The organism is Mesorhizobium hunchu (assembly GCF_040081975.1).
GTDB classification, from domain to species: domain Bacteria; phylum Pseudomonadota; class Alphaproteobacteria; order Rhizobiales; family Rhizobiaceae; genus Mesorhizobium; species Mesorhizobium hunchu.
The window spans coordinates 262,338-285,445 of sequence record NZ_JBEBMG010000004.1 but is presented as its reverse complement, the minus strand read 5'-3'; the positions used below and the strand labels follow the sequence as shown (position 1 = coordinate 285,445).

Below are 23,108 nucleotides of genomic sequence, written 5' to 3'. Positions count from 1 at the left end.
GCGAAGCGCGTTTTGAATTTTTCGGACGCTCCGGAAAACGGCTCGACCGTTACTCCGCCTTCTTCGCCTTCTCCACATAGGCGTTGGTGTAGGTCTTGGTGATGTCGATGTGGGCGTTGGCAATATCGGGCGATCCGGTCTCGAACACGTCCAGCACCGCCTGCGCGCCCTTCGGGTCCATCAGGCCGGTGGTCGAATACATGGGAAGCGTGTTCTTGAGCGCGGCGAGATAGGCCGTCTTGTCCGGGCCGACGAGATTGGCCGGCATCTTGTCGGCGATCTCCTCGGGGGTGTGTGAGTGGATCCAGGCGAGCGTCGCCACCATCGCGTTGGTCATCGCCTGGGTCTCTTCCGGGTGGGCTTCCATCCATTCGGGACGGGTGTAGAGCGAGCCGCCGGGATAATCGCCGCCGAACACGGCCCGCGTGTCCTTCTGGGTGCGGGTGTCGGACAGGATCTTCAGGTCCGCATGCTTGCTCTGAAGAACGGTCACGGCCGGATCGAGCAGCACGGCGGCGTCGATCTGGCCCTGCTCCATCGCGGCGATGGCCGTCGCGCCGAGGCCGACGCCCACCACCGACGCGGCCGTCGGATCGAGCCCGGCCTGCTTCAATTGGTACTTCAGGAAGAAGTCGGTCGAGGAGCCGGGCGCGCTGACGCCCACCTTCTTGCCGGCGAGGTCCTTGACCGAGGTGATCTTGCCGGTCTGACCCGGCGCGACCACCAGGACAAGGCCCGGATACTGGTCATAGACCACGAAGGATTGCAGGATCTGCTTCTTGGCGGCCAGTTCGACGGTGTGGTCGAAATAACCGGAGACGACATCGGCGCTGCCGCCGAGCACGGCCGTCAGCGACTGCGAGCCGCCCTTGAAATCGACGAGGTCGGCATCGACGCCGGCCTTTTCATATTCGCCGAGCTGCTTGGCGAGCACCGTCGGCAGGTAGCAGAGGCAGGCGGCGCCACCGATCGAGATGGTGACCTTGCCCGCCGCATCGGCAGCGCCCGCAGCCGCCAGCATCACGGCGAATGAGGCCGCCGCCAGTTTCGTGAATCTCTTCATTGTCTTCTACTCCTCCTTGGATGTTTTGCCGCAGGCCGCCTCAGCGCTTCCTGCCGGTGGATTCGGGGCGCCAGACCAGCAGGCGCCGCTCGACGAGGGTAACCCCCCAATCGATCAGAAGGACGAAGGCGGCGAGCACGAACATGCCCGCGAACACGCCCGCGACGTCGAACACGCCTTCGGCCTGCTGGATCAGATAGCCGAGGCCGGCGGCCGCGCCGAGATATTCGCCCACGACGGCGCCGACCACGGCGAAGCCCACCGAGGTGTGCAGGGACGAAAACATCCACGACAGCGCCGACGGCCAATAGACATGGCGCAGGAGCTGTCGCTCGCTCATCCCCAACATGCGGGCGTTTGACAGGACCGTCGGGTTCACCTCACGCACGCCCTGATAAACGTTGAAGAACACGATGAAGAAGACCAGCGTGAAGCCGAGCGCCACCTTCGACCAGATGCCGAGGCCGAACCAGAGCGTGAAGATCGGCGCCAGCACAACGCGCGGCAGGGCGTTCGCCGCCTTGATATAGGGGTCGAAGATCGCCGCGAGTACAGGCTGGCGCGCAAACCAGAAGCCGATGACGATGGCGGCCACGGAACCGATCGCGAAGGCCAGCATCGCCTCGACCAGCGTGATCCACAGGTGATACCAGATCGAGCCCTCCAGGAACCACCGCCAGATCTGGGCAGCGACCGCGGACGGCGTCGAGAAGAAGAAGCCGATCATGTCGGGATTGCCGACGAGATGGGTGGTGGAGGCGATCTCCCACACGACGAGGATCACCACGGCGATGGCGAGCTGGGCGAGAAGCAGCGTTGTCCGGCTCATCATCGCGCTCCTTCCGCAGTCTGGCCGTAGGCCTTGAGCACTTCCTCCTTCAGCATCGTCCATATAAGGCGATGCGCCTCCTGGAAGCCGGCGGAAAGCTTGATGTCGGCGACGTCGCGCGGGCGCGGCAGCGCGATCGGGAAATCGCCGATGATGCGCGCCGCCGGGCCGGCCGACATCACCACCACGCGATCGGCCAGCGCGATGGCCTCCTCAAGGTCATGGGTGACGAACATCACGGCCTTGCGGTCGGCGGACCACAGGTCGAGCAGCAGGTCGCCCATGATGAGGCGCGTCTGCGCGTCGAGCGGGCCGAACGGCTCGTCCATCAGGATGATCTTCGGGTCGCGGATCAGCACCTGCGCCAGCGCCACGCGCTTGCGCTGGCCGCCGGAAAGCATGTGCGGATAGCGCGTGGCGAAAGCCGAGAGCCCGACGCGCCCCAGCCAGTCGCGGGCGCGCCGCCGGGCTTCGCTTTTGGGCGTGCCGGCGATCTCCAGACCGATGGCGACGTTTTCCTCCGCCGTCTTCCACGGCATCAAGGCGTCCTGCTGGAACAGATATCCGGCGCGACGGTTCAGGCCGGAGAGTTGGCCGCCCTCGATCACCACGGTGCCGGAAGCCGGCGAGAGCAGGCCCGCCGCGGCATTGAGCAGCGTGGACTTGCCGCAGCCGGTCGGGCCGATGATCGCGACGAATTCCTGTTCGCCGACAGCGAGGTTGGTGGCGTCGACCGCCGTGAACCGGCTGCCGTCCGCCAGATCGAAGGCGATGGTGACGTCCCGCAATTCGACCGCGCAGTTGGACTGCCGAGATTTCGCCGGACGCTCTGCCTGTTCGACTGCCATTGTCAGCGATCGTCCTCGCGCGGCGCCGGATGGCCGACCCGCGCATGTCGCGCTCCGGAAACTGGGATCATCGCAATCTCCTGCCCTGTCGATGACAGCAGGACTCTCCTCCGAACTGCCCCGCCCGTCATGAATACCGGCGACACGATAGTCAAACGATCCAGTGAGGCAAATCGATTCTTCCAACCATTGACGAAGGGATGAGACACGGACTGCACCAGCGCATCGGGACAGGCTTTTTCGGGAGAACCCTGTACGACAGGATAGCTTGTTGACAAATGACCGACGGTCAGTCACTTATTTTCCCGTCAAACTGAAGAAGAGAGCTCCATGATCAGCCACGATCTCGTCCATTGGCCGATCGTCCTGACGGCAGCGCGTGGTGCCATGACGCTGGCCGATCACATCGATTTCCTCGACGACTGGAACCGCTGGTTCGATCGAGGCGAGCCGTTCGCTGCGTTCCGGGTGTTCGCGGACGACGACGCCCTCGCCCATCCGGACGGCGCGGCCCGTGCGGCGAAGACCTGGCTGCAGAAGAATTCCGGGCGCATGCAGGCCCTCGTGCTGGGCATGGCCACCGTGGTGCCGCCGGCGCACTTCGACCGGCTCAGTCGGATGGACGCGCAAAAGCTCTTCGGCGTCCCGGCGCGCACATTTGCCGACATCGGGGAAGCGCTCGACTGGCTGGAAACAGCAATCCTGAAACCCAAGGCGATCCCGCTCGATCGCGCCGCGATTCACGCGTCCCTGAAGACGCTCGGGCAAGACCTTGGCAGGTCGCGAGAACGCACATGATCGACTGCGACGATACGAACTGGCCGCTGGCGATCGCCGTCGCCGAGAAGGCGATATCACCTGCCGACCATCGCCTGTTCCTCGACAGATGGAAATGCTGGCTGGATCGCGGCCGCCCCTTCGTGCTGCTGCGCATGTTCGTTTCCGACGAGGCGGTCATCCAGCCGGAAAGCCTTTCCGGCGGATCGGCTTCATGGCTGGCCGCCAATATCGACCGTGTCCGCAGCCTCGTGCTCGCGATCGCGACCACCGTGCCGCGCCATCATCTCGAGGCCCGCCGTCTGCTGGACGTTGACAGCGTATCCGGCATCCCCTCAAAAGTGTTCGCCGACGGCGTTTCGGCCGTTGCCTGGCTCGATCAGGATATATTGCGGCCGCACGGACTGACGCTCGACGGCCTGTAGCAGCGGGGACCACACACGATTGCCAGCCATGTCAGCCAGCACGATAGACGCCGATGCGGCCGTCAAGAAGCCGCGGACAAAACCCGCGGAAATCCGCCGCGAGGAGCTGATGGACGCGGCCCGCGATCTCTTTCTCGAAAAGGGTTTTGCGGCCACCAGCGTCGACGAGATCGTCAGGGTGGCCGACGTCGCCAAGGGCACTTTCTACATCTATTTCAAGACCAAGGACGAAGTCCTCGAAGCGCTGAAGGTGCGCTTCATCGAGACATTCTGCAGGCGTGTCGAAGAGGCTGTTGAGAAAAGGGCAGCGGATGACTGGCCCGGTCGGCTCGACGCGTGGGTGGAGGCCGGCGTCAACGGCTACCTGGACCAGTTCCGCCTGCACGATCTGGTTTTCCATGAGATCCGCCCCTCTGACCGCCGCATGAAGTACGACATGCCGCCGCTGGCGCTGCTTGCCGATCTGCTGGACGGCGGCGTCGCGGCTGGCACTTTCCTCCCCCTGCCGGATACACGGCTTGCCGCGGTAATGCTTTTCTATGCGCTTCACGGCGCAGTGGACGCCCATATCGCCGCGCCGGTGATGACCCGCGAAGCCCTTCTCGCCGGCGTCAGGTCGTTCTGCCGTCGCGCGGTGATGCGCGCGTAAGAAGCGACAGCCGACGTCCTGCCCTCTCCCGCTATTCCACCGTGACGGACTTGGCGAGGTTGCGCGGCTGGTCGACGTCCGTTCCCATGAAGACGGCGGTGAAATAGGCCAGCATCTGGATGGGCAGCGCATAGACGATCGGGGCGATGATCTCGGGCATGTCGGGCATCACGATGGTCTCCATCGTCTCCACCGTCGACTGTGCCGCGCCCCTGGCGTCGGTGATGAGGATGATCTTGCCGCCGCGTGCCGCCACCTCCTGCATGTTGGAGACGGTCTTTTCGAAGATGCGGTCGTGCGGGGCGATGACGATGACGGGCATATTCTCGTCGATCAGCGCGATCGGGCCATGCTTGAGCTCGCCCGCCGCGTAGCCTTCGGCATGGATATAGGAAATTTCCTTGAGCTTCAGCGCGCCTTCCATGGCGAGCGGGAAATTGGTGTCGCGGCCGAGATAGAGCACATGCTTGTAATGCGCGAGGTTGCGCGCCAGCCTCTCGATGCGGTCGTCGAGCTTCTGCAGCGCCTGGTTGGCGTAGCGCGGCGCTTCCGACAGGCTGCGCACCAGCGCCTTTTCTTCCTCCGCCGAAATCCTGCCGCGCGCCCGCGCCGCGTTGACCGCGAGCGCGGCCAGCACGGAAAGCTGGCAGGTGAAGGCCTTGGTCGAGGCGACGCCGATCTCGGGCCCGGCCAGCGTTGGCAAGGTCACGTCACTTTCGCGGGCGATGGTCGATTCGCGGACGTTGACCACCGCGCCGATCTTCATGCCCTGGCTGCGGCAATAACGCAGCGAAGCCAGCGTGTCGGCCGTCTCGCCGGACTGCGAGATGAACAGCGCCGCGTCATTGGCCGACAGCGGCATCTCGCGATAGCGGAATTCGGAAGCGACATCGATGTCGACCGGCAGGCGGGCGTAGCGCTCGAACCAGTATTTGCCGATCGATCCGGCAAGAAATGCGGTGCCGCAGGCGGAGATCGCGAGCCGGTCGATCGCGGCGAAGTCGAACGGCAGGTCGAGCGCCTTGGCGCGCCCGGCGGTGAAGTCGAGATAGTGGGCCAGCGTGTGCGAGATCACCTCCGGCTGCTCATGGATTTCCTTTTCCATGAAATGGCGGTGGTTGCCCTTGTCGACCAGATAGGCGGTGCCGGTCGACTGCTGGCGCTTGCGCTCGACCTTGTTGCCGTCGAGATCGAATATCTCGGCCGCCTTGCGGCGCACCGTCACCCAGTCGCCGTCCTCGAGATAGGTGACGGCGTTGGTGAACGGCGCCAGCGCGATGGCGTCCGAGCCCAGGAACATCTCGCCGTCGCCGTGGCCGACCGCCAGCGGCGGTCCGTTGCGGGCGCCGACGATCAAGTCCTCGTCGCTGTCGAACATGATGGCGAGCGCGAAGGCGCCTTGCAGGCGCTTCAGCGCGCGGTGCGCCGCCTCGACCGGCGAAGCCCCCTTCTTCAGTTCGCGCGAGACCAGATGCGCCACGACCTCGGTATCGGTCTGCGAGGCGAATTCGTAGCCATCCGCGATCAGTTCGTCGCGCAGCTCGGCAAAATTCTCAATGATGCCGTTATGGACGACGGCGACGCCGTTGGAGAAATGCGGATGGGCGTTCGTCTCGTTAGGGACGCCGTGGGTGGCCCAGCGGGTATGGCCGATGCCGATCGTGCCGCCCAGCGGCTCGCCGTCCAGCCGGCGCTCCAGATTGACGAGCTTGCCTTCCGCACGGCGGCGCGCCAGCGCGCCGTTTTCGACGGTCGCGACGCCGGCCGAATCATAGCCGCGGTATTCAAGGCGCTTCAGCGCGTCCACGATCAGCGACGCGACCGGCGCACGTCCGACGATACCGACAATTCCGCACATGCCCGCTGATCCCGATTCCGTTCAAACCCGGCTGCTATCTAGGGAGCGCGGGTCCGTTGAAAAAGTCACATTGCGTTTCCGGCCGTGACGGACGCAAACGATTTCCGGCAAAGCCATAGCAGAGCCGGCTTGCGCTTCCGTTACCCGGACCGCTTGTTTTTTGCCGCATCCGCGAAACGTTCGCGCAACTCCTTGCCCTTGCCGGGAATGGTCTTCTGGCGCGCCCGTCCGAAGGCGAGCGCGTCCTCGGGCACGTCTTCGGTGATGACGCTGCCGGAGGCCACATAGGCCCGGTCACCGATCGCGACAGGCGCGACCAGCGAAGAATTGGAGCCGACGAAAGCGCCCGCACCGATGTCGGTGAAGAACTTCCGGTAACCGTCGTAATTGCAGAAGATCGTGCCCGCGCCGATATTGGCTCCGGCGCCGACACGCCCGTCTCCCAGATAGGCAAGATGGTTGGCCTTGGCGCCGCGCTCGACGGTCGTGTTCTTCACCTCGACGAAATTGCCGACATGCACGTCTTCCTGCAATTTCGCGCCGGGCCGCAGCCGCGCATAGGGCCCGACCTGGCAGCCGTCGGCGACGTCGGCCTGTTCGAAATGCGAAAAGCCGCGCACCGTCACGTTCGAACCGATCTTCACCCCCGGCCCGAACACCACGTTCGGCTCGACCAGCGTGTCCGGCCCGATCTCGGTGTCGTACGAGAAGAAGACCGTCTCGGGCGCGATCAGCGTAACCCCGTCGAGCATGGCGGCGCGGCGGCGGCGGGCCTGCCAGATCGCCTCGGCGGCCGCCAGCTCGGCGCGGTTGTTGATGCCGAGAGCATTTTCGAAGCTCGCCTCGGTGGCGACGACATCGAGCCCTTTCGCGCGGGCGATCTCGACGATGTCGGTGAGATAATATTCGCCCTTGGCATTGGCGTTGCCGACAGCGTCGAGCAGGGCAAGGGCATGGTTACCGGCCATCGCCATGATGCCGGAATTGCAATAGGTGATGCGCCGCTCCTCGTCGGTGCAGTCCTTCTCCTCGCGGATGGCGGCGAGCTTGCCGTCTTTCTCGATCAGGCGGCCATAGCCTGTCGGTCTGTCGGTTCGGAAGCCGATGACCACCACGGCCGCGCCGTTGGCGAGCTTTTCGCGCGCGGTCAGGAGCACGTCCGCGTCGATCAGCGGAGTATCGCCGTACATGACGAGGATGTCGTCATGGCCTCGCGCGATCGCCGCGCGCGCCGCCAACACCGCATGGGCGGTGCCCAGGCGTTTCTCCTGCACGAAAATATCGGCTTCGGGCGCCAGCTTCTCCGCCGCCTTGCGCATCGCATCCGCGCCGTGGCCGACCACCAGCGCGATCGCGTCGGCACCAGACGCTTCGGCCGCCTTGACCACATGCGCCACCATCGGCAGGCCGGCGACCGGGTGCAGGACCTTGGGCATCGCGCTTTTCATGCGCGTGCCTTCGCCGGCGGCAAGGATGACGGACAGACAGGTGCGAGAGGTCATGGGATGGTCCGATGAGCGAATGTCGTTTGCGAACGCCTTCTAGCATCCGCTTTTCACTTCACCAATCGGGCTGTTTTGCGGATGCTTAACCCAGTTGGCCGAGCACGGGGAAATTTTCCAGCAGCCAATAGGAGACGGCCTGCACGCCGCCGGTCAGGAAGAAGATGCCGGCCACCACCAGAAGCGCGCCGATCGCCTTCTCGACACGGCCGAGATGGACGCGGAATTTTCCGAGGAAGCGCATGAACGCCCCCGAAAACAGCGCCGCCACCAGGAAGGGAATGCCGAGCCCTAGCGAATAGGCGGCAAGCAGAGCCGCGCCTTCGCTGACCGTCTCGCGGCCGCCGGCAAGCGTCAGGATCGGTCCCAGGACCGGGCCGATGCAAGGGGTCCAGCCGAAGGCGAAGGCCAGGCCCATCACATAGGCCGCGACCGCGCTGGCCGGCTTGCCCTGGCTCTGGAACCGCGCCTCGCGCGACAGCAGCGGTATCTTCAGGATGCCGAGGAAGTTCAGTCCCATGAGAATGATGAGAACGCCGGCGGCCATCGCCAGCGGCTCCTGCCAGACCCGCAACAGGCGGCCGATGGTCGAGGCACCAGCCCCGAGCGCGACGAAGACGGTGGAAAAACCGAGCACGAAGGCGACGGATGCTACAAGCAGTGCGCCGCGCGCGCCGGCATTCGCGGCCACGCCGCGCTCGCCGCGAAAATCGTCGACCGAGACGCCGGCCATGTAGCACAGATAGGGGGGCACCAGCGGCAACACGCAGGGCGACAGGAACGACAAGGCTCCTGCCCCGACAGCGCTGACGTAGCCGATATCCAATGCCATGCCGGTCTCCAAAAAATTTCCGCCGCTTATAGATGCGGCTTTTCCGGCGTGCCAATCACCATCGCGTGGGCAAAGCTCCATCACCGATGACAGTCGCCCGGAGACTACGCGACCACGGCAAGCCGGCGCTTGCGCCCGTCAAGCAGCACGATGGCGAGCCCGCTCCCGACCACAAGCACAATGCCGCCGACAGCGAGCATGTTGGGCAACTGGCCGAACACGAGCAGGCCGGAAACCACGGCCCATACGGTGAAGCAGTAGTAAAACGGCGCGACCACCCCGGTTGGTCCGGTCCGATAGGCCATGAAGATGAAGAAATGGCCGAAGATCAGAAAGAACCCTGCACCGGCCATCAGCAACAGATGATGAGGACCCGGCACCACCCAGCGCTCCGTCAGCAGATGAGCAATCCCGGCGCCCGCGAGAACGACCAGAACGGCCGAGATCGCCACGATCATGCCGGGCGTCTCGCTTGCCACCCGGCGCCCTGCCAGATCGCGCGCGGCGGCCAGTGCGGCGTTGGCGAGGGCAAGGAGGGCATAGACCGAGATGCCCTGCATGGTCGGCTGCGCGATCATGATCGCGCCGACGAAGCCCAGCCCAATCAGGAGCATGCGCACGGCGCCGATACGCTCGCCGAACAGCAGGGAGGCACCGAGCATGACCAGAAGCGGCGTGACTTGTCCGAGCGCCGTCGAATCCGCAATCTGCATGTTGGCCAGCGCCACGACGTAGGCAAGGATCGCGCCGAGTTCCAGCGCATTCCGGGCGAGAACCCGCTTCTCCATCATCAGCGGCATCTGCCGGCCGTACCCCAAGGCGAGAAGCATGGGAATGCCCCAGAGCGTCGCGGCCGCCCCCCTCAGGAAGAGCACCTCGTAAGGCGGCAGGCCGGCGGTCGCCAGCTTCATCATCGTGTCGTTGACGATGTAGGAGCCCGTCGAAACGATCATGAAAAGCGGGCCGCGGACGGCTGCTGGAATGAACTGCATGCGACGACAGAAGCAGAGGCAATTGCCCGCGGCAAGAGACGCCCTTTCTGGCCCAATCAAGTCTCCGGCGGAGCGGTCCAGCGGACGTCGGGACGAAAAGCCGGACACATAACGTTTACCCTGAGAGGCGCATTGGCGCGCCTCATGGACGCAACGGGAGAAACCCCATGAAGACCATCGCCATCGGCTTTGCCCTCGCCACCCTTCTGGCCGGCACAGCGCTTTCTCAAGCCGCCGAAGCCTGGAAAGAAGCCAAGGTCAACGGCAAGTCGATCTTCACCGACGCAAACGGCATGACGCTCTACACGTTCGACAAGGACAAGGACGGACTGTCGAACTGCTACGACACATGTGCGGTCAACTGGCCACCCCTGAAAGCCGATGCCGACGCCGCGCCGACGGGCGAATGGATCGTCGTCGAGCGCAAGGACGGCTCGAAGATGTGGGCCTATGACGGCCATCCGCTCTATACCTTCATCAAGGACGAGAAGGCGGGCGACGTGAAAGGCGAAGGCGTCGGTGGGGTGTGGCACATCGCCGAAGCGGACTGACGCGATCCAAGACGACGGATACGACGGACGACGCGCGTCAGGCCACGTCGCGCCGCCCGTCTCCCCGCTGCTGGACGCGCGCCGGCCGCTCGCCGCGGATGATGTCCGAGGCTTCGACATAGGCCATCTCGATCAGGTAGGCGAGAAGATCGCAGCGCTCCGCCTCGGCCATCGTCCGCAACTGGCCGAGCATCGACTGCATATAATCCAGCGTCTCCGTGCGCCGTCTTGAATAGATGTGCCGCATAGGACAATAATCCTCGTCAGCCGGCCGGATTCCTGCTCTTTCGTCGGATCAGTCCTCGTTCGAACTCCAGCGAGATGTGAATTCCGGCGCGGTCGGGAAAGTGTATTAGATAAATTTAAAATTGCAACGAAATATAATTACACTTTTAAGTTGTATCTATCGTGTGAGCCGGCAATTTGAGCGCTTGCTCTTGACCGGATCGAAAAGCGCGGCCATTTGACGGACGACCTGACAGTATGCGTCGAGGGCAGCGCGGTCCGCTGCCGCACCAGCAGATCCGGACAGAACATGGACGTCGTCGTCGTCGAATCGCCGGCCAAGGCGAAGACAATCAACAAATACCTGGGGCGGAACTACAAGGTTCTGGCCTCGTTCGGCCATGTCCGGGACCTGCCGGCCAAGGACGGCTCGGTCAAGCCCGACGAGGATTTCTCGATGTCCTGGGCGGTGGACAGCGCCTCGAGCAAGCGCCTCGCCGACATAGCCAAGGCGGTCAAGGACGCCGACGGACTGATCCTCGCCACCGACCCCGACCGTGAGGGCGAGGCGATTTCCTGGCATGTGCTGGAGGTGCTGAAGCAGAAGCGGGCGCTGAAGGACAAGAAGGTCAGCCGCGTCGTCTTCAACGCCATCACCAAGAATTCCGTGCTCGACGCGATGGCGCATCCGCGCGAAATCGACGAGCCGCTGGTCGATGCCTATCTCGCCCGGCGCGCGCTCGACTATCTGGTCGGCTTCACGCTCTCGCCGGTGCTGTGGCGCAAGCTGCCCGGCGCCCGCTCGGCCGGCCGCGTTCAGTCGGTGGCGCTGCGCCTCGTCTGCGACCGCGAGGCCGAAATCGAGCGTTTCGTGCGCGAAGAATACTGGAATATCGTCGCCATCCTGGCGACGCCGCGCAAGGACACGTTCGAGGCGCGGCTGACCGCGTACGAGGGCAAGAAGCTCCAGAAGCTCGACATCAAGAACAAGGAACAGGCCGACGGCATCAAGGCGATGCTGGAGGGCGCTTCGTTCCGTGCACTGTCGGTCGAGGCAAAGCCGACGAAACGCAACCCGGCACCGCCCTTCACCACCTCGACCCTGCAGCAGGCCGCCTCCTCGCGGCTCGGCTTCTCGGCCAACCGCACTATGCAGGTGGCGCAGCGTCTCTATGAGGGCGTGGACCTCGGCGGCGAGACGGCCGGCCTCATCACCTATATGCGGACCGACGGCGTGCAGATGGCACCGGAGGCGATCGATGCCGCCCGCGCGGCCATCGGCAAGGAATTCGGCCAGAACTACCTGCCGGAGAAGCCGCGCTTCTATTCGGTGAAGGCCAAGAACGCGCAGGAAGCGCACGAGGCGATCCGCCCGACCGATTTCTTCCGCACGCCGGCATCGGTCAGGCAATATCTCGACGCCGACCAGGCGCGGCTCTACGAGCTGGTCTGGAAGCGCGCCATCGCCAGCCAGATGAACGCCGCCGAGATCGAGCGCACCACGGTCGAGATCGAGGCCTTGAACGGTTCGCGCACGGCCAATCTGCGAGCGGTCGGCTCGGTGATCCGCTTCGACGGCTTCATCGCCGCCTACACTGACCAGCGTGACGAGGATTCAGAGGACGAGGAAAACCGCCGCCTGCCGGACATCCGCCAGGGCGAGGCGCTTGTGCGCGAGCAGATCAACGCCACGCAGCACACGACCGAGCCGCCGCCGCGCTATTCGGAGGCTTCGCTGATCAAGAAGCTGGAAGAGCTCGGCATCGGCCGTCCCTCCACCTACGCGGCGACGCTGAAGACGCTGGAAGACCGCGAATACGTGCAGATCGACAAGCGCCGCCTGATCCCGCAATCCAAGGGCCGGCTGGTCACCGCCTTCCTCGAAAGCTTCTTCGACAAATACGTCGAATACGACTTCACCGCCGACCTCGAGGAGAAGCTGGACGAGATTTCCGACGGCAAGCTCGCCTGGAAGGACGTGCTGCGCGATTTCTGGAAGGACTTTTCGGCCCATGTCGACGAGACCAAGGAACTGCGCGTCACCGACGTGCTCGACGCGCTGAACGAAGAACTGGCGCCGCTGGTGTTCCCGGCGCGCGAGGACGGCTCGGACCCGCGCATCTGCCCGAAATGCGGCACCGGCAACCTGTCGCTCAAGCTCGGCAAATACGGCGCCTTCGTCGGCTGCTCCAACTATCCCGAGTGCGGCTACACCAGGCAGCTCGGCGAGAACGGTAACGGGGACGCCGAAGCGGGCGGGCTGGAGAACGGCGCGAAGGCGCTCGGCAAGGACCCTTACACGGCCGAGGAGATCACGCTGCGTTCAGGCCGATTCGGCCCCTATGTGCAGCGCGGCGAAGGCAAGGAGGCCAAGCGGTCCAGCCTGCCGAAGGGCTGGACGGCCGAGTCCATCGACCATGAGAAGGCGCTGGCGCTGCTGTCACTGCCGCGCGACGTCGGCAAGCATCCAGAAACGGCCAAGATGATCTCGGCCGGGCTCGGCCGCTACGGGCCGTTCGTGCTGCACGACGGCACCTATGCCAACCTCGAATCGATCGAGGACGTGTTCTCGATCGGGCTCAACCGCGCCGTCTCGGTCATCGCCGAGAAGCAGGCCAAGGGCGCAGGCGCACGCCGCGGCGGCACGCCGGCCGCGCTGAAGGAACTCGGCGACCATCCCGACGGCGGCAAGATCACCGTGCGCGACGGCAAGTACGGCCCCTATGTCAATTGGGAAAAGGTCAACGCGACCCTGCCCAAGGGCAAGGACCCGCAGGCGGTGACGATCGAGGAAGCGCTGGCGCTGATCGCCGAAAAGGCCGGCAAAAGCGGTGGCAGGAAACCGGCCCGCAAGGCGGCGAAGAAGCCGGCGACAAAAAAGACAGCGAAGAAGAAGGACTAGGGTCTTGGCGCGCAGGATCGGAGGAAGCCACCGCGATCCACGCGCAGCCGACACCCGCCGCGCCAAGGACCAGTACCGGCCCTCGCGCGACGAGATCCTGCGCTACATCGCCGAGAATCCCGACAGGTCGGGCAAGCGCGAGATCGCCAAGGCGTTCGCCCTGCGCGGCGAGGACCGCGTCTGGCTGAAGGACATGCTGCGCGATCTCGCCGACGAGGGCCTGCTGGAGAAGAAGCGCAAGCGCCACATCCGGCCGGGCGCCTTGCCCCATGTCACGGTGCTGGAAATCTACGGCCGCGACCCGGACGGCAACCTTCTGGCGCGGCCGGCCGATTTCGACGGCCCCGTTCCGCCCATTGTCGCCATCCGCGCCTCCCGCAGCGGCCCGGCAGCGGGCATCGGCGACAAGGTGCTCGCCAAGACCTTCCCCACCGACGACGAAACCGGCCCCGCCTATACTGCGCGGGTGATGAAGGTCTTCGAGAAACGCTCGGAAGCGGTTCTCGGCGTCTTCCGCGTATTGAAGGACGGCACGTTCCGCATCGAGCCGGTCGAGCGGCGCCAGCCGGAACTGGTGGTCGACAAGGAGTTTTCCAACGGCGCGAAGAGCGGCGACCTCGTCGAGGTCGAGCCGGCGCGTGCGCCGCGTTACGGGCTGCCCAAGGCCAAGGTCTTGCAGGTGCTGGGCTCGCTGACCAGCGAGAAGGCGGTCTCGATGATCGCCATCCACGCGCATGACATCCCGCACATCTTCCCGGCGGAGGTATTGACTGAGGCCGAGGCGCTGAAGCCCTTGGAACTCGGCGCCCAGTCACCCCCACCCCTTACCCCCCCCCGCAAGGGGGACGCCAACGTCTCAGACTCCCCCTCCCCCTTGCGGGGAGGGGTAAGGGGTGGGGGTAAAGCAAGCGAAGGCTTTGCCCGCGAGGACTGGCGCGACCTGCCGCTGGTCACCATCGATCCGGCCGATGCCAAGGATCACGACGATGCGGTGTTCGCGCGCGCCGACGAGGACGAGAAGAACCCCGGCGGCGTCATCGTCACGGTGGCCATCGCCGATGTCGCCGCCTATGTGCGGCCGGGCGCGGCGCTCGACCGTGAAGCGCTGAAGCGCGGTAATTCGGTCTATTTCCCCGACCGCGTTGTGCCGATGCTGCCCGAGCGTATCTCCAACGACCTGTGTTCGCTGCGCGAGGGCGAGGAACGGCCGGCAATGGCCGTGCGCATGACCTTTTCGGCGGAAGGCCGCAAGATCAGGCATTCGTTCCACCGCGTCATGATGAAATCGGCCGCCAAGCTCGCCTATGTCCAGGCGCAGGCGACTATCGACGGCGTGCCCGACGACAAGACTGGGCCGATCCTCGAGACGGTTCTCAAGCCGCTCTGGGACGCCTATGCGGTGGTCAAGCGCGGCCGCGATGCACGCCAGCCGCTGGAACTCGACCTGCCGGAACGCAAGATCCTGCTCAAGCAGGACGGCACCGTCGACAAGGTGATCGTTCCCGAACGGCTCGATGCGCACAAGCTCATCGAGGAATTCATGATCCAGGCCAATGTCGCGGCGGCCGAGACACTGGAGGGCAGGAAGCAGCCGCTCATCTACCGCATCCACGATGCGCCGTCGCTCGCCAAGCAGGAATCGTTGCGCGAATTCCTCCAGACGCTCAGCCTCTCGCTGGCGCGCGGCGCGCAGATGCGGCCGGCGCAGTTCAACGCGATCCTGGAGCGCGTACGCGGGGCCGATAACGAGAGCCTCGTCAACGAGGTGGTGCTGCGTTCGCAGAGCCAGGCCGAATACTCGCCCGCCAATATCGGCCATTTCGGCCTCAATCTGCATCGTTACGCGCATTTCACCTCGCCGATCCGGCGCTACGCCGACCTGATCGTCCATCGCGCGCTGATCGCGGCGCTCGGGCTCGGCCCCGGCGGCCTGACGCGCGAGGAGGAAAGCCGGCTGGAGGAGACCGCCGCGCTGATCTCGACCACGGAGCGCCGGGCCATGGCGGCCGAGCGCGAGACGGTTGACAGGCTGATCGCCGGCTATCTGGCCGGGCGCGTCGATGAACGCTTCGACGCCCGCGTCTCGGGGGTCACCAAGGCAGGACTTTTTGTCCAATTGCCGCAATACGGCGCCGACGGCTTTATTCCGGTGTCATCCTTGGGTGGCGATTACTATATATACGACGAAACGGCGCGAGCGCTTTTCGGAGAGCGCAGCGGCAAGGGCTACCAGCTCGCGGACCGTGTCGAAGTCCGTCTGATCGAGGTAGCGCCCCTGGCCGGCGCCATGCGTTTCGAAATGCTGAGCGAGCCGAAGCCCCTGCCCGGCTCGCGGCGATCGTTCCACAAGGCAAAGGGGCGTCAGCGCGCGTCCCAGTCGCGGCCGCGCGGCAGGAGACGATGATGAACGACGGCGCAGGCACGGAGACACAGGTTTTCGGCGGCGAGAACCACTCGGGACGTCCCGCACGGCCGCTATGGCCCGCCATCAAGCGCGGCCTTGCCGGGCGCTGCCCGCATTGCGGGGAAGGCAAGCTTTTCTACGCCTACGTCAAGACGGTGGACAAATGCTCGGTCTGCGGCGAGGAAATCTCCCATCACCGGGCCGACGACCTGCCCGCCTATCTGGTGATCGTCATCGTCGGTCATATCGTGGTCAGCGCCTTCATGGCCGTGGAGATGACGACTTATTGGCCGATGTGGCTGCATATGATCGTATGGGCACCGCTGACGCTGATCCTGTCGCTGCTTCTCTTGCAGCCGGTCAAGGGCGCGGTCGTGGGCCTGCAGTGGGCGCTCTACATGCACGGCTTCGGTGACGAGGCCGATACGATCGAGACGCATCCCGAACCCACCGGCTGACGTGGCCCGACGCACCGCCGCCCGCAGCCTCTTTCGCGAATCCCAAGTTTCCGCTAGGGCGATTTCATGCACGGGATGACCAAGGCGGAAATCGACAGATCCGAGAAGGCCGATATCGCCTTGGGCGACGGCCCGAAGCGCCCGCGCGACGCGGCGACGCTGATCCTCATCGACCGCAGGGACGACGCCTTCCACGTGCTGATGGGTCGGCGGCACAGCCGCCACGCCTTCATGCCCGGAAAATTCGTGTTCCCGGGCGGCCGCACCGATCCGGCCGACAGCAGGATAGAGGTGGCCGCGCCGCTGGCCGCCGAGGAAGAGGCCAGGCTGATGGCGCGCCCCGGGCGGGCAAGCGCCGCGCGGGCGCGGGCGATCGCGCTTTCCGCCATTCGCGAAACCTATGAGGAAGCGGGCCTGCTGATCGGCCGGCGCGGCGCCTTCGCGACCGGCAAGGTGGACTGGCAGGGTTTTGCCCGGCATGAGGTCCGGCCTTCGCTCGAAGCCGTCCGTTTCATTGCCCGGGCCATTACCCCGCCGGGCCGCGTGCGGCGCTTCGATACGCGCTTTCTGGCGGCCTGGCGCAGCGCCGTTGCCACCGAACTGCCCGAAGGCGGGCCAACCGACGAGCTCGAAGGACTTGTCTGGCTGCCGCTGGCCAAGGCCAGAGAGGCCGACATACCGTCCATCACCCACACCATCCTGGAGGAACTGGAGAAGCGGCTCGCCCATGATCCGCTGCTGCGTCCAGGCGGCGGCGAGGTTCCCTTCTACCGGCTCTCGCACGGCCGATTCATCCGCGACGTTCTTTAGTCTGTTCACGATCACCAAGGACCTTTGATGACGGTCGAGCCGCAGCAAGAGGAGTGCGTGCACTGGTTGTCGCTGATCGCGGCGATTTCGGCCATCAGCGTGGTCGGCATCGCCATCGGCCTGGGCATGCCGCTGCTCTCCGTGGTGCTGGAATCGCGCGGTCATTCGGCTACCATGATCGGGCTCAACACGGCCGTCGCCGGCATCGCCTCCATCGCCGGCGCGCCGCTCGCCACGCCGATCGCCAGCCGGCTGGGCGTCGCCTGGGCCATGTTGGTGATGATCGCCGCCGGCGCGCTCGCCTTCGTCGGGTTCCATTTCGCCCCCGCCTTCTGGATGTGGTTCCCGCTGCGCGTGATCCTGCATATCTCGCTGACGGTACTGTTCATCCTGTCGGAGTTCTGGATCAGTGCGTCCGCCCCGCCGTCGCGGCGCGGCCTCGTGCTCGGCGTCTACGCCACGGTGCTGTCGCTGGGCTTCGCCGCCGGGCCGTGGCTCTTCTCGCGGCTGGGCAGCACCGGCTTCCTGCCTTTCGGCGTCACCGTGCTCTTGGTGGTCATCGCGGCCATCCCAGTCATGGCGGCGCGCAGGGAGAGCCCGCCGATCCGGCCGGAGGGCGAGGAGACGAGCCACTTCCTGCGCTATATCTGGATGGTGCCGACGGCGACCGCGGCGGTGCTGGTCTTCGGCGCGGTGGAGACAGGCGGCTTCGCGCTGTTTCCCATCTACGGCAGCCGCATCGGCTATTCCGAGGCGGACGCCGCCCTTCTCCTGACCATGATCGGGCTCGGCAACGTCGTGCTCCAGATACCGCTCGGCATGATCTCGGACCGTGTTCGGGACAGGCGGCACCTGCTGCTTCTGTGCGCTGCGGTCGGCCTGCTCGGCACGCTCCTGATGCCTCAGGTGGCACAGAACTGGCATCTGATGGCGCTGCTCCTGTTCCTGTGGGGCGGCGTGGTGGCGGCCATGTACACGGTCGGCCTGGCGCATCTGGGCGCGCAACTGTCGGGGCATGAGCTGGCATCGGCAAATGCCGCCTTCGTGCTGTGCTATGGCATCGGCATGGTGCTGGGACCGCAGGTAATCGGCATCGGCATGGACACGTTCGGCCCGTCCGGCTTCGGCTGGGCCTTGGCTCTCTTCTTCGGGATCTACATGGTGCTGGCGGCGGCGCGACTGGCGTTCGGGCGCTCGGCGTCCTGAAACGCTCCGTGGTCTGCGGGCTTGCATTCCGCCCGCTTTCCTGTATAGGCACCCGCAATCTGCCGGTCCCAGCTGGGGGCTGAACGGAGGGCCGAGGGCCGTTTTCCCTGAAAACAAGCTTTCGTCGCGGCGCCATAAGGCGTCCGCCTCCCGTGTCTCCGCTCTCGACCGTCTCGTCGTGCTCCTTTCTTCTCCCGAGAAGGCCAAAAGCCTTCGGAGGATCAGAGAAGTTGCAGAGGCTTTAGCCGCCGGGAACCGGGAGAGAAACGAAGAAAGGCAAAGACAAATGGCTCTTTACGAACATGTGTTCCTTGCCCGGCAGGATCTGTCGCAGCAGCAGGTCGACGAACTCGTTGAGCGTTTCAAGGGTATCGTCACCGAGGGCGGCGGCTCGATCGGCCGGGTCGAGAACTGGGGACTGAAGTCCCTCACCTACCGGATCAAGAAGAACCGCAAGGCGTATTACACGCTGATGGATCTGACCTGCCCGCCGGCCGCGCTCGACGAGATGGAGCGTCAGATGGGCCTGTCGGAAGACGTGCTGCGCTTCCTCACCATCAAGGTGGACAAGCACGAGGACGGCGTCTCGGCCATGATGCAGAAGCGCGAAGAGCGCTCCGACCGCGGTGGTTTCGGCGACCGTGGCCCGCGCTCGTTCGGCGACCGTGATCGCGGAGACCGTGGAGACAGGGGCGATCGCGGAGACCGCGGCCCGCGTCCGCAGCGCAGCGTTGAAGGGAGCGCAGAATAATGGTCGACATCAACCAGATCCCGACCCGGCGTCCTTTCCATCGCCGCCGCAAGACCTGCCCGTTCTCCGGCGCCAACGCCCCGAAGATCGACTACAAAGACGTGCGTCTCCTGCAGCGCTATATTTCCGAGCGCGGCAAGATCGTGCCGTCGCGCATCACCGCCGTCAGCCAGAAGAAGCAGCGCGAGCTCGCCAAGGCGATCAAGCGCGCCCGCTTCCTCGGCCTGCTGCCCTACGTGGTTCGCTAAAAGCCTACGGAGCGGGCGGCACTCCGCCCGTTCCTTCCTTCCGGGTTCGGCCCGGTCGGAACAACCGAAATCCGAGTTGAGGCGGCAAACGCCCCTCTAACTGCCAGATCGGCAGGACAGCGAAACCGGCGTTACGCGCCCTTCCGTCCTGCTTGTCCCGCAAACATCCGCCGCTTACGGCGAACATGGAGACAAAGATGGAAGTCATTCTTCTCGAACGCATTTCCCGCCTCGGCCAGATGGGAGACACCGTCAAGGTCAAGGACGGCTACGCCCGCAACTTCCTGCTGCCGAAGGGCAAGGCGCTGCGCGCCAACGACGCCAACACCAAGAAGTTCGAAGGCCAGCGCGCCCAGCTCGAGGCCCGCAACCTCGAGCGCAAGAGCGAGGCCCAGCAGGTCGCCGACCAGCTCGACGGCAAGTCTTTCATCGTCGTGCGCTCGGCCGGCGAGACCGGCCAGCTTTACGGCTCGGTGTCGACCCGCGATATCGCCGATCTCCTGACCGCCGAGGGCTTCTCGGTCGCGCGCAACCAGGTCGAGCTCAACCATCCGATCAAGACGATCGGCCTGACCAACGTCGCCATCGCGCTGCATCCGGAAGTCGAGGTCACCGTGACGCTGAACATCGCTCGCTCGGCCGACGAGGCGGAACGCCAGGCCCAGGGCGAGACGCTGACCACCGCCGAGGCCATCTACGGCGAGGACATCAACGACAACGCGCGCCCCGACACCTTCTTCGACCCGAACGAGGAGTTCGAAGGGGAAAGCGAGGAATAACGGGAGTCGGCAGGTCGGCAGGCGGCAATCGAGTTTCCGATTGCCGATTGCGGAAGCCATCTTCGTTCATTCCTGAACATCTGGACCAAAAACCCGGGCGGACTGCCCGGGTTTTTTTGTGACTTGGGAACTTTTCAAGCCCTGGGGTTTTGAGGCAAGATTGTGGCAGCGGGGCTGCCATAGTGCATTATTCCCGAGGGCATCGTCATGAATATCTTCCTCCAACGCATCGTCGAACGCATCGTCCGTGTCGGCAATCTCTCGATCACCGGCCCGAGCGGCACGACCCGCCACTTCGGTGACGGGAGCGGCGACAAGGTGCATATGGTGATCCACACGCGCCACGCGGAGCGCGCTATCACCCTGCATCCGTCGCTGGCCATCCCGGAAGCCTACATGGAGCAGGAACTCGATTTCGTCGAAGGCGACGTGCTTTCCTTCCTGCACCTCGTCTACCGGAACCTCGGCATTTCCTGGATCGATTCGACCTGGGGCAAGATGGTCAATTCGCTCCGGCTCAAGGCGCGACCGTTGCAGCAATGGAACACCGAACGGCGCTCGAAGCGCAACGTCGAGCGGCACTACGATCTGTCCGGCGAGCTCTACAAGCTCTTCCTCGACGACGACATGCAGTATTCCTGCGCCTATTACGAGCGCCCCGACATGACGCTTGAGGAGGCGCAGCTTGCCAAGAAGCGGCACATCGCGTCCAAGCTCAGGATCAAGCCGGGCCAGACCGTGCTCGACATCGGTTCAGGCTGGGGCGGGCTCGGCCTCTACATCGCCAAGACGTTCGAGGCGGACGTGCTCGGCGTCACGCTGTCGACCGAGCAGCACCAGGTCTCCACCGACCGGGCGCATGCCGAGGGACTCGACCGGCACGTGCATTTCGAGCTGCGCGATTATCGCGACCTCACCGAGCGCTTCGACCGCATCGTGTCGGTCGGCATGTTCGAGCATGTCGGCGTCAACCACTACAAGACATATTTCGACAAATGCGCGCAGTTGCTCAAGCCCGACGGCGTGATGCTGCTGCACACGATCGGCCGCGTCGGCCCGCCGACCACCACCAACGCCTTCATCCGCAAGCACATCTTCCCGGGCGGCTACATTCCTGCGCTTTCGGAGGTCATGCCGCATATCGAGAAATCCGGCCTGATGGTGACGGACGTGGAAATCCTACGCCTGCACTATGCCGAGACGCTGAAGGCATGGCGCCAGCGCTTCCTGGCCAAGCGCGACAAGGTCAAGGAGATCTACGACGAACGCTTCTGCCGGATGTGGGATTTCTATCTCGCCGGCTCCGAAGCCTCGTTCCGCTGGCAGGACCTGGTCAATTTCCAGATCCAGCTCACACGCCGCAACGACGTGCTGCCGATGACGCGCGACTATATCGGCAAGTGCGAGAAGGCGCTGGAGATGCACGAGATGGGGCATCAGCCGGACCGTCCCATCAGCAAGCCGGAGCCCGCATCGAGCAGCGACAAGCCGACCGCCAGGCCGGCGCGTCGCAAGAAGGTGACCGGCAAGGACTGACGGTTGACCGTCACCGAGAGCGAGCGGCCTTGCGGGATCAACCGCGAGGCCCTTGCCTTGCGCCCGCCGACGGATCAGAAAAGATCCATTGCGCACGGGCTGTCATGACCTACTTCCTCTATATCGCCGCCGCCGGCGCGGAGATCGCCGGCTGCTTCTCGTTCTGGGCCTGGTGGCGGCTGGACAGGACCGTGTTGTGGCTGGTGCCCGGTACCCTGTCGCTCGTGATCTTCGCCTGGCTACTGGCCTTGACGCCGGCCGACGCGGCCGGACGTACCTATGCGGCTTATGGCGGCATCTACATCGCGGCGTCGCTGGCGTGGCTGTGGCTCGCCGAGGGCGTTCGCCCCGACCGCTGGGATATGGCGGGCGCGGTGCTGTGCGTGTGCGGGGCGTCTGTCATCCTTTTCGCGCCGCGCGGAGCCTGACCGATGGAACTGCCGGCAGCGCTCAGGCAGGGCGTCGACGACGTCCTCGAGAACACACCGCTGGCGACGCTCAGACAGGCGGCGCGGACGCTCTCGAACCGTTATCGCGCAGAAACCCGCGACGGACGGCTGCACATGGCCGACGAGATCGCGGTCAAGGCGTACCTGGCCGCAAGGCTGCCGGCGACCTATGCTGCCGTGCGCGCAAGCCTCGACCAATTGGCTGAGGCGCAGCCGGATTTTTCGCCACGCACCCTGCTCGACGTCGGGTCGGGTCCGGGTACGGTGCTCTGGGCCGTGGCGGATGCCTGGCCCGGCCTCGAGGCGGCGACCATGCTGGAGGCGAGCGCCAGCGCGCGCGCCATGGGCGAACGGCTCGCCGCCGGCGGTATCGCCGCACGCACGGCATGGCTGGCGGGCGACGCGACGCTCGGTCTGTCGGATGCCAGCCCCGCCGATCTGGTGACGCTGACCTATGTCCTGGACGAACTGGCCCCGGCAGCGATCGTCAAACTCGTCGACCGCCTGTGGGCGGCGACCGGCGACACGCTGCTGGTCGTAGAGCCTGGCACACCCACCGGCTGGCGGCGTATCCTCGACGTGCGCGCGCAGCTTACCGCCGCCGGCGCGCATCTTCTCGCGCCCTGCCCGCATCACGCCCCCTGCCCGCTCGCCGCGCCCGACTGGTGCCATTTTTCCCGGCGCGTCGCCCGCTCGCGCCTGCATCGCCTGAGCAAGGACGCCGACGTGCCGTGGGAGGATGAGAAATTCATCTATCTGGCCGCCTCGCGCCATCCGCCGGCCCAGGCGAGCGCAGCGCGTGTGCTCGCGCCGCCGAGGACGGGATCCGGCAAGGTCACGCTGAAACTATGCCGGCCCGACAAAAGCCTGGCCGAGCGAATGCTGACCAAGCGCGACGGCGAAACCTTCCGCGCGGCGCGCAGGGTGGACTGGGGCGACACCATCCGGATAAATTGTTCTTGATATGTTCCGACGCCCTGCTAGGGTCGCCGTTCTTTGGAGTCAATGGGATTC

At 65.2% G+C, this 23,108-nt stretch carries 23 protein-coding genes; 15 read left to right on the top strand and 8 right to left on the bottom strand.

Annotated features, from left to right (window positions below; genetic code table 11):
* Positions 1-49 precede the first annotated feature (49 nt).
* Genes ABMA46_RS09895 through ABMA46_RS09885 form a run of 3 tightly spaced genes read right to left on the bottom strand, consistent with a single transcriptional unit; the run spans position 50 to position 2,740 of the window.
* The gene (locus tag ABMA46_RS09895; protein ID WP_348999166.1) at positions 50-1,063 is read right to left on the bottom strand and encodes an ABC transporter substrate-binding protein; all 1,014 of its coding nucleotides are present in this window, start codon (positions 1,061-1,063) and stop codon (positions 50-52) included.
* 40 nt (positions 1,064-1,103) lie between these two features.
* Positions 1,104-1,892, bottom strand: a complete 789-nt coding sequence (locus ABMA46_RS09890; protein ID WP_348999165.1) for an ABC transporter permease — start codon at positions 1,890-1,892, stop codon at positions 1,104-1,106.
* Positions 1,892-2,740 carry an ABC transporter ATP-binding protein gene (locus ABMA46_RS09885; protein WP_348999164.1) on the bottom strand — a complete coding sequence of 283 codons (849 nt, stop codon included), beginning with the start codon at positions 2,738-2,740 and terminating at the stop codon, positions 1,892-1,894. The genes ABMA46_RS09890 and ABMA46_RS09885 overlap by 1 nt, the downstream gene beginning before the upstream one ends.
* 387 nt (positions 2,741-3,127) lie before the next feature.
* On the opposite strand from ABMA46_RS09885, the gene ABMA46_RS09880 reads away from it, so the two are divergent.
* The 3 genes from ABMA46_RS09880 to ABMA46_RS09870 are packed head-to-tail and all read left to right on the top strand — an operon-like array spanning position 3,128 to position 4,591.
* A complete protein-coding gene (locus tag ABMA46_RS09880) occupies positions 3,128-3,538 on the top strand; it encodes a hypothetical protein (protein ID WP_348999163.1) in 411 nt (136 codons plus the stop codon).
* On the top strand, positions 3,535-3,942 hold the full coding sequence (locus ABMA46_RS09875; protein ID WP_348999162.1) for a hypothetical protein: 408 nt from the start codon (positions 3,535-3,537) through the stop codon (positions 3,940-3,942). Before ABMA46_RS09880 ends, ABMA46_RS09875 begins: the two co-directional genes overlap by 4 nt.
* A gap of 28 nt (positions 3,943-3,970) precedes the next feature.
* Entirely contained in the window at positions 3,971-4,591 is a 621-nt protein-coding gene (locus ABMA46_RS09870; protein ID WP_348999161.1) for a TetR/AcrR family transcriptional regulator, read from the top strand.
* Between the two features lie 31 nt (positions 4,592-4,622).
* Here the strand turns inward: ABMA46_RS09870 and glmS are convergent, their stop codons facing one another.
* From glmS to ABMA46_RS09850, 4 genes are all read right to left on the bottom strand, one after another.
* The gene (glmS, locus tag ABMA46_RS09865) at positions 4,623-6,449 is read right to left on the bottom strand and encodes a glutamine--fructose-6-phosphate transaminase (isomerizing) (RefSeq protein WP_348999160.1); all 1,827 of its coding nucleotides are present in this window, start codon (positions 6,447-6,449) and stop codon (positions 4,623-4,625) included.
* 140 nt (positions 6,450-6,589) lie between these two features.
* Positions 6,590-7,951 carry a bifunctional UDP-N-acetylglucosamine diphosphorylase/glucosamine-1-phosphate N-acetyltransferase GlmU gene (gene glmU / locus ABMA46_RS09860; protein ID WP_348999159.1) on the bottom strand — a complete coding sequence of 454 codons (1,362 nt, stop codon included), beginning with the start codon at positions 7,949-7,951 and terminating at the stop codon, positions 6,590-6,592.
* 85 nt (positions 7,952-8,036) lie between these two features.
* Positions 8,037-8,783, bottom strand: coding sequence for a cytochrome c biogenesis CcdA family protein (locus tag ABMA46_RS09855; RefSeq protein ID WP_348999158.1), 747 nt, complete (start codon positions 8,781-8,783; stop codon positions 8,037-8,039).
* A 104-nt stretch (positions 8,784-8,887) separates the two neighbouring features.
* Positions 8,888-9,736, bottom strand: a complete 849-nt coding sequence (locus ABMA46_RS09850) for a DMT family transporter (protein ID WP_348999157.1) — start codon at positions 9,734-9,736, stop codon at positions 8,888-8,890.
* A 206-nt stretch (positions 9,737-9,942) separates the two neighbouring features.
* Between ABMA46_RS09850 and ABMA46_RS09845 the strand changes: the two genes are divergently transcribed.
* On the top strand, positions 9,943-10,326 hold the full coding sequence (locus tag ABMA46_RS09845) for a COG4315 family predicted lipoprotein (RefSeq protein WP_348999156.1): 384 nt from the start codon (positions 9,943-9,945) through the stop codon (positions 10,324-10,326).
* Positions 10,327-10,363: 37 nt separating this feature from the next.
* Here ABMA46_RS09845 and ABMA46_RS09840 read toward each other — a convergent pair whose 3' ends face one another.
* Entirely contained in the window at positions 10,364-10,573 is a 210-nt protein-coding gene (locus ABMA46_RS09840) for a hypothetical protein (protein WP_348999155.1), read from the bottom strand.
* Positions 10,574-10,861: 288 nt separating this feature from the next.
* Between ABMA46_RS09840 and topA the strand changes: the two genes are divergently transcribed.
* The 11 genes from topA (at position 10,862) to ABMA46_RS09785 (ending at position 23,057) form a co-directional block, all read left to right on the top strand.
* Positions 10,862-13,453, top strand: coding sequence for a type I DNA topoisomerase (topA, locus tag ABMA46_RS09835; protein ID WP_348999154.1), 2,592 nt, complete (start codon positions 10,862-10,864; stop codon positions 13,451-13,453).
* Between the two features lie 94 nt (positions 13,454-13,547).
* Positions 13,548-15,857: a ribonuclease R gene (rnr, locus tag ABMA46_RS09830; protein WP_348999288.1), complete on the top strand. Its 2,310-nt coding sequence runs from the start codon at positions 13,548-13,550 to the stop codon at positions 15,855-15,857.
* Positions 15,857-16,315, top strand: a complete 459-nt coding sequence (locus ABMA46_RS09825; protein ID WP_348999153.1) for a DUF983 domain-containing protein — start codon at positions 15,857-15,859, stop codon at positions 16,313-16,315. The genes rnr and ABMA46_RS09825 overlap by 1 nt, the downstream gene beginning before the upstream one ends.
* A gap of 66 nt (positions 16,316-16,381) precedes the next feature.
* Complete coding sequence (locus ABMA46_RS09820) at positions 16,382-17,125, top strand: NUDIX hydrolase (RefSeq protein WP_348999152.1); 744 nt, start codon at positions 16,382-16,384, stop codon at positions 17,123-17,125.
* Positions 17,126-17,152: 27 nt separating this feature from the next.
* A complete protein-coding gene (locus ABMA46_RS09815) occupies positions 17,153-18,331 on the top strand; it encodes an MFS transporter (protein WP_348999151.1) in 1,179 nt (392 codons plus the stop codon).
* Positions 18,332-18,617: 286 nt separating this feature from the next.
* A complete protein-coding gene (gene rpsF, locus ABMA46_RS09810) occupies positions 18,618-19,082 on the top strand; it encodes a 30S ribosomal protein S6 (RefSeq protein WP_348999150.1) in 465 nt (154 codons plus the stop codon).
* Complete coding sequence (gene rpsR / locus ABMA46_RS09805) at positions 19,082-19,330, top strand: 30S ribosomal protein S18 (RefSeq protein WP_006203718.1); 249 nt, start codon at positions 19,082-19,084, stop codon at positions 19,328-19,330. The genes rpsF and rpsR overlap by 1 nt, the downstream gene beginning before the upstream one ends.
* A 197-nt stretch (positions 19,331-19,527) precedes the next feature.
* Positions 19,528-20,109 (top strand): 50S ribosomal protein L9, encoded by a 582-nt coding sequence (gene rplI / locus ABMA46_RS09800; protein WP_348999149.1) that lies wholly within the window; start codon positions 19,528-19,530, stop codon positions 20,107-20,109.
* Between the two features lie 207 nt (positions 20,110-20,316).
* The gene (locus ABMA46_RS09795) at positions 20,317-21,645 is read left to right on the top strand and encodes a cyclopropane fatty acid synthase (protein ID WP_348999148.1); all 1,329 of its coding nucleotides are present in this window, start codon (positions 20,317-20,319) and stop codon (positions 21,643-21,645) included.
* Positions 21,646-21,749: 104 nt separating this feature from the next.
* Positions 21,750-22,073: a YnfA family protein gene (locus ABMA46_RS09790; RefSeq protein WP_348999147.1), complete on the top strand. Its 324-nt coding sequence runs from the start codon at positions 21,750-21,752 to the stop codon at positions 22,071-22,073.
* A gap of 3 nt (positions 22,074-22,076) precedes the next feature.
* A complete protein-coding gene (locus ABMA46_RS09785) occupies positions 22,077-23,057 on the top strand; it encodes a small ribosomal subunit Rsm22 family protein (protein WP_348999146.1) in 981 nt (326 codons plus the stop codon).
* Positions 23,058-23,108 lie beyond the last annotated feature (51 nt).